This window comes from Pseudomonas sp. B3(2017) (genome assembly GCF_002113595.1).
Classification (GTDB): Bacteria; Pseudomonadota; Gammaproteobacteria; order Pseudomonadales; family Pseudomonadaceae; genus Aquipseudomonas; species Aquipseudomonas ekonensis.
In genome coordinates this window covers 1-5353 of sequence record NZ_NEIU01000041.1, presented here as the reverse complement: position 1 = coordinate 5353, position 5353 = coordinate 1, and the positions used below count along the sequence as shown (strand labels likewise).

General features: G+C 52.7%; 2 tRNA genes and 3 rRNA genes. All 5 read left to right on the top strand.

Annotated features, from left to right (window positions below):
* Window positions 1-204: 204 nt before the first annotated feature.
* Window positions 205-1741, top strand: a 16S ribosomal RNA gene (locus CAG33_RS27950).
* Between the two features lie 65 nt (window positions 1742-1806).
* Window positions 1807-1883: transfer RNA gene (locus CAG33_RS27945), tRNA-Ile, on the top strand.
* Window positions 1884-1908: 25 nt separating this feature from the next.
* A tRNA-Ala gene (locus CAG33_RS27940) sits at window positions 1909-1984 on the top strand.
* Between the two features lie 246 nt (window positions 1985-2230).
* Window positions 2231-5121 (top strand): 23S ribosomal RNA (locus CAG33_RS27935).
* 143 nt (window positions 5122-5264) lie between these two features.
* A 5S ribosomal RNA gene (gene rrf / locus CAG33_RS27930) occupies window positions 5265-5353 on the top strand; the annotation flags it as partial.

Here is a 5353-nt window from a genome sequence, read left to right as displayed (position 1 = left end):
TGTAGAATGCGCGCCTCGGTCGAGACGAAAGGCTTGACCAACCGCTCTTTAACAACTGAATCAAGCAATTCGTGTGGGTGCTTGTGGAGTCAGACTGACAGTCAGAAAGATTATCAGCATCACAAGTTACTCCGCGAGAAATCAAAGATGTAACCAACGATTGCTGAGCCAAGTTTAGGGTTTTCACAAAACCCAACGATGTTTGAACTGAAGAGTTTGATCATGGCTCAGATTGAACGCTGGCGGCAGGCCTAACACATGCAAGTCGAGCGGATGAAGGGAGCTTGCTCCCTGATTCAGCGGCGGACGGGTGAGTAATGCCTAGGAATCTGCCTGGTAGTGGGGGACAACGTCTCGAAAGGGACGCTAATACCGCATACGTCCTACGGGAGAAAGCAGGGGACCTTCGGGCCTTGCGCTATCAGATGAGCCTAGGTCGGATTAGCTAGTTGGTGAGGTAAAGGCTCACCAAGGCGACGATCCGTAACTGGTCTGAGAGGATGATCAGTCACACTGGAACTGAGACACGGTCCAGACTCCTACGGGAGGCAGCAGTGGGGAATATTGGACAATGGGCGAAAGCCTGATCCAGCCATGCCGCGTGTGTGAAGAAGGTCTTCGGATTGTAAAGCACTTTAAGTTGGGAGGAAGGGTTGTACGTTAATACCGTGCAATTTTGACGTTACCGACAGAATAAGCACCGGCTAACTCTGTGCCAGCAGCCGCGGTAATACAGAGGGTGCAAGCGTTAATCGGAATTACTGGGCGTAAAGCGCGCGTAGGTGGTTCGTTAAGTTGGATGTGAAATCCCCGGGCTCAACCTGGGAACTGCATCCAAAACTGGCGAGCTAGAGTATGGTAGAGGGTGGTGGAATTTCCTGTGTAGCGGTGAAATGCGTAGATATAGGAAGGAACACCAGTGGCGAAGGCGACCACCTGGACTGATACTGACACTGAGGTGCGAAAGCGTGGGGAGCAAACAGGATTAGATACCCTGGTAGTCCACGCCGTAAACGATGTCAACTAGCCGTTGGGAGCCTTGAGCTCTTAGTGGCGCAGCTAACGCATTAAGTTGACCGCCTGGGGAGTACGGCCGCAAGGTTAAAACTCAAATGAATTGACGGGGGCCCGCACAAGCGGTGGAGCATGTGGTTTAATTCGAAGCAACGCGAAGAACCTTACCAGGCCTTGACATGCAGAGAACTTTCCAGAGATGGATTGGTGCCTTCGGGAACTCTGACACAGGTGCTGCATGGCTGTCGTCAGCTCGTGTCGTGAGATGTTGGGTTAAGTCCCGTAACGAGCGCAACCCTTGTCCTTAGTTACCAGCACGTCATGGTGGGCACTCTAAGGAGACTGCCGGTGACAAACCGGAGGAAGGTGGGGATGACGTCAAGTCATCATGGCCCTTACGGCCTGGGCTACACACGTGCTACAATGGTCGGTACAGAGGGTTGCCAAGCCGCGAGGTGGAGCTAATCCCATAAAACCGATCGTAGTCCGGATCGCAGTCTGCAACTCGACTGCGTGAAGTCGGAATCGCTAGTAATCGCGAATCAGAATGTCGCGGTGAATACGTTCCCGGGCCTTGTACACACCGCCCGTCACACCATGGGAGTGGGTTGCACCAGAAGTAGCTAGTCTAACCTTCGGGGGGACGGTTACCACGGTGTGATTCATGACTGGGGTGAAGTCGTAACAAGGTAGCCGTAGGGGAACCTGCGGCTGGATCACCTCCTTAATCGACGACGTCAGCGGCTCCATGAGCTCCCACACGAATTGCTTGATTCATTGAAGAAGACGATTGGGTCTGTAGCTCAGTTGGTTAGAGCGCACCCCTGATAAGGGTGAGGTCGGCAGTTCGAATCTGCCCAGACCCACCAATTACGGTGCACCCTGTAGCGATACGGGGCCATAGCTCAGCTGGGAGAGCGCCTGCCTTGCACGCAGGAGGTCAGCGGTTCGATCCCGCTTGGCTCCACCATTACCGGTTGGTGATCCACTGTCTTGAAGCTTAGAAATGAGCATTCCGTCGAGAGACGGTGAATGTTGATTTCTGACCTTTGTCAGATCGTTCTTTAAAAATTTGGGTATGTGATAGAAAGACTGATGAAGCACTTTCACTGGTGCGGATTCAGGCTAAGGTAAAATTTGTGAGTTGCTCTTGGAGCAATGCGAATTTTCGGCGAATGTCGTCTTCACAGTATAACCAGATTGCTTGGGGTTATATGGTCAAGTGAAGAAGCGCATACGGTGGATGCCTTGGCAGTCAGAGGCGATGAAAGACGCGGTAGCCTGCGATAAGCTTCGGGGAGTCGGCAAACAGACTTTGATCCGGAGATCTCTGAATGGGGGAACCCAGCCAGCACAAGCTGGTTATCTTGCACTGAATACATAGGTGCAAGAGGCGAACCAGGGGAACTGAAACATCTAAGTACCCTGAGGAAAAGAAATCAACCGAGATTCCCTTAGTAGTGGCGAGCGAACGGGGACTAGCCCTTAAGTGGCTTTGAGATTAGCGGAACGCTCTGGAAAGTGCGGCCATAGTGGGTGATAGCCCTGTACGCGAAAATCTCTTTGCCATGAAATCGAGTAGGACGGAGCACGAGAAACTTTGTCTGAACATGGGGGGACCATCCTCCAAGGCTAAATACTACTGACTGACCGATAGTGAACCAGTACCGTGAGGGAAAGGCGAAAAGAACCCCGGAGAGGGGAGTGAAATAGATCCTGAAACCGTATGCGTACAAGCAGTGGGAGCAGACTTCGTTCTGTGACTGCGTACCTTTTGTATAATGGGTCAGCGACTTATATTCAGTGGCGAGCTTAACCGAATAGGGGAGGCGTAGCGAAAGCGAGTCTTAATAGGGCGTTTAGTCGCTGGGTATAGACCCGAAACCGGGCGATCTATCCATGGGCAGGTTGAAGGTTAGGTAACACTGACTGGAGGACCGAACCGACTACCGTTGAAAAGTTAGCGGATGACCTGTGGATCGGAGTGAAAGGCTAATCAAGCTCGGAGATAGCTGGTTCTCCTCGAAAGCTATTTAGGTAGCGCCTCATGTATCACTGTAGGGGGTAGAGCACTGTTTCGGCTAGGGGGTCATCCCGACTTACCAAACCGATGCAAACTCCGAATACCTACAAGTGCCGAGCATGGGAGACACACGGCGGGTGCTAACGTCCGTCGTGAAAAGGGAAACAACCCAGACCGTCAGCTAAGGTCCCAAAGTTATGGTTAAGTGGGAAACGATGTGGGAAGGCTTAGACAGCTAGGAGGTTGGCTTAGAAGCAGCCACCCTTTAAAGAAAGCGTAATAGCTCACTAGTCGAGTCGGCCTGCGCGGAAGATGTAACGGGGCTCAAACCATACACCGAAGCTACGGGTATCACGCAAGTGATGCGGTAGAGGAGCGTTCTGTAAGCCTGTGAAGGTGAGTTGAGAAGCTTGCTGGAGGTATCAGAAGTGCGAATGCTGACATGAGTAACGACAATGGGTGTGAAAAACACCCACGCCGAAAGACCAAGGTTTCCTGCGCAACGTTAATCGACGCAGGGTTAGTCGGTCCCTAAGGCGAGGCTGAAAAGCGTAGTCGATGGAAAACAGGTTAATATTCCTGTACTTCCGGTTATTGCGATGGAGGGACGGAGAAGGCTAGGCCAGCTTGGCGTTGGTTGTCCAAGTTTAAGGTGGTAGGCTGGGATCTTAGGTAAATCCGGGATCCCAAGGCCGAGAGCTGATGACGAGTTGCCTTTAGGCGACGAAGTGGTTGATGCCATGCTTCCAAGAAAAGCTTCTAAGCTTCAGATAACCGGGAACCGTACCCCAAACCGACACAGGTGGTTGGGTAGAGAATACCAAGGCGCTTGAGAGAACTCGGGTGAAGGAACTAGGCAAAATGGCACCGTAACTTCGGGAGAAGGTGCGCCGGTGAGGGTGAAGCACTTGCTGCGTAAGCCCACGCCGGTCGAAGATACCAGGCCGCTGCGACTGTTTATTAAAAACACAGCACTCTGCAAACACGAAAGTGGACGTATAGGGTGTGACGCCTGCCCGGTGCCGGAAGGTTAATTGATGGGGTTAGCTAACGCGAAGCTCTTGATCGAAGCCCCGGTAAACGGCGGCCGTAACTATAACGGTCCTAAGGTAGCGAAATTCCTTGTCGGGTAAGTTCCGACCTGCACGAATGGCGTAACGATGGCGGCGCTGTCTCCACCCGAGACTCAGTGAAATTGAAATCGCTGTGAAGATGCAGTGTATCCGCGGCTAGACGGAAAGACCCCGTGAACCTTTACTATAGCTTTGCACTGGACTTTGAATTTGCTTGTGTAGGATAGGTGGGAGGCTTTGAAGCGTGGACGCCAGTTCGCGTGGAGCCATCCTTGAAATACCACCCTGGCAACTTTGAGGTTCTAACTCAGGTCCGTCATCCGGATCGAGGACAGTGTATGGTGGGTAGTTTGACTGGGGCGGTCTCCTCCTAAAGAGTAACGGAGGAGTACGAAGGTGCGCTCAGACCGGTCGGAAATCGGTCGCAGAGTATAAAGGCAAAAGCGCGCTTGACTGCGAGACAGACACGTCGAGCAGGTACGAAAGTAGGTCTTAGTGATCCGGTGGTTCTGTATGGAAGGGCCATCGCTCAACGGATAAAAGGTACTCCGGGGATAACAGGCTGATACCGCCCAAGAGTTCATATCGACGGCGGTGTTTGGCACCTCGATGTCGGCTCATCACATCCTGGGGCTGAAGCCGGTCCCAAGGGTATGGCTGTTCGCCATTTAAAGTGGTACGCGAGCTGGGTTTAGAACGTCGTGAGACAGTTCGGTCCCTATCTGCCGTGGACGTTTGAGATTTGAGAGGGGCTGCTCCTAGTACGAGAGGACCGGAGTGGACGAACCTCTGGTGTTCCGGTTGTCACGCCAGTGGCATTGCCGGGTAGCTATGTTCGGAAAAGATAACCGCTGAAAGCATCTAAGCGGGAAACTTGCCTCAAGATGAGATCTCACTGGAGCCTTGAGCTCCCTGAAGGGCCGTCGAAGACTACGACGTTGATAGGTCGGGTGTGTAAGCGCTGTGAGGCGTTGAGCTAACCGATACTAATTGCCCGTGAGGCTTGACCATATAACACCCAAGCAATTTGCGAACCCGGAAGGGGCCAGATTGCGGTGTGTGGAGACGCCAGAACCGAAAGTTCGCGAAACGCACAAAGCTGTCACATACCCGATTCGCCGAAGCGTCGAAAGACGGTGCGGCACACAGAATTTCTTGACGACCATAGAGCGTTGGAACCACCTGATCCCATCCCGAACTCAGAAGTGAAACGATGCATCGCCGATGGTAGTGTGGGGTTTCC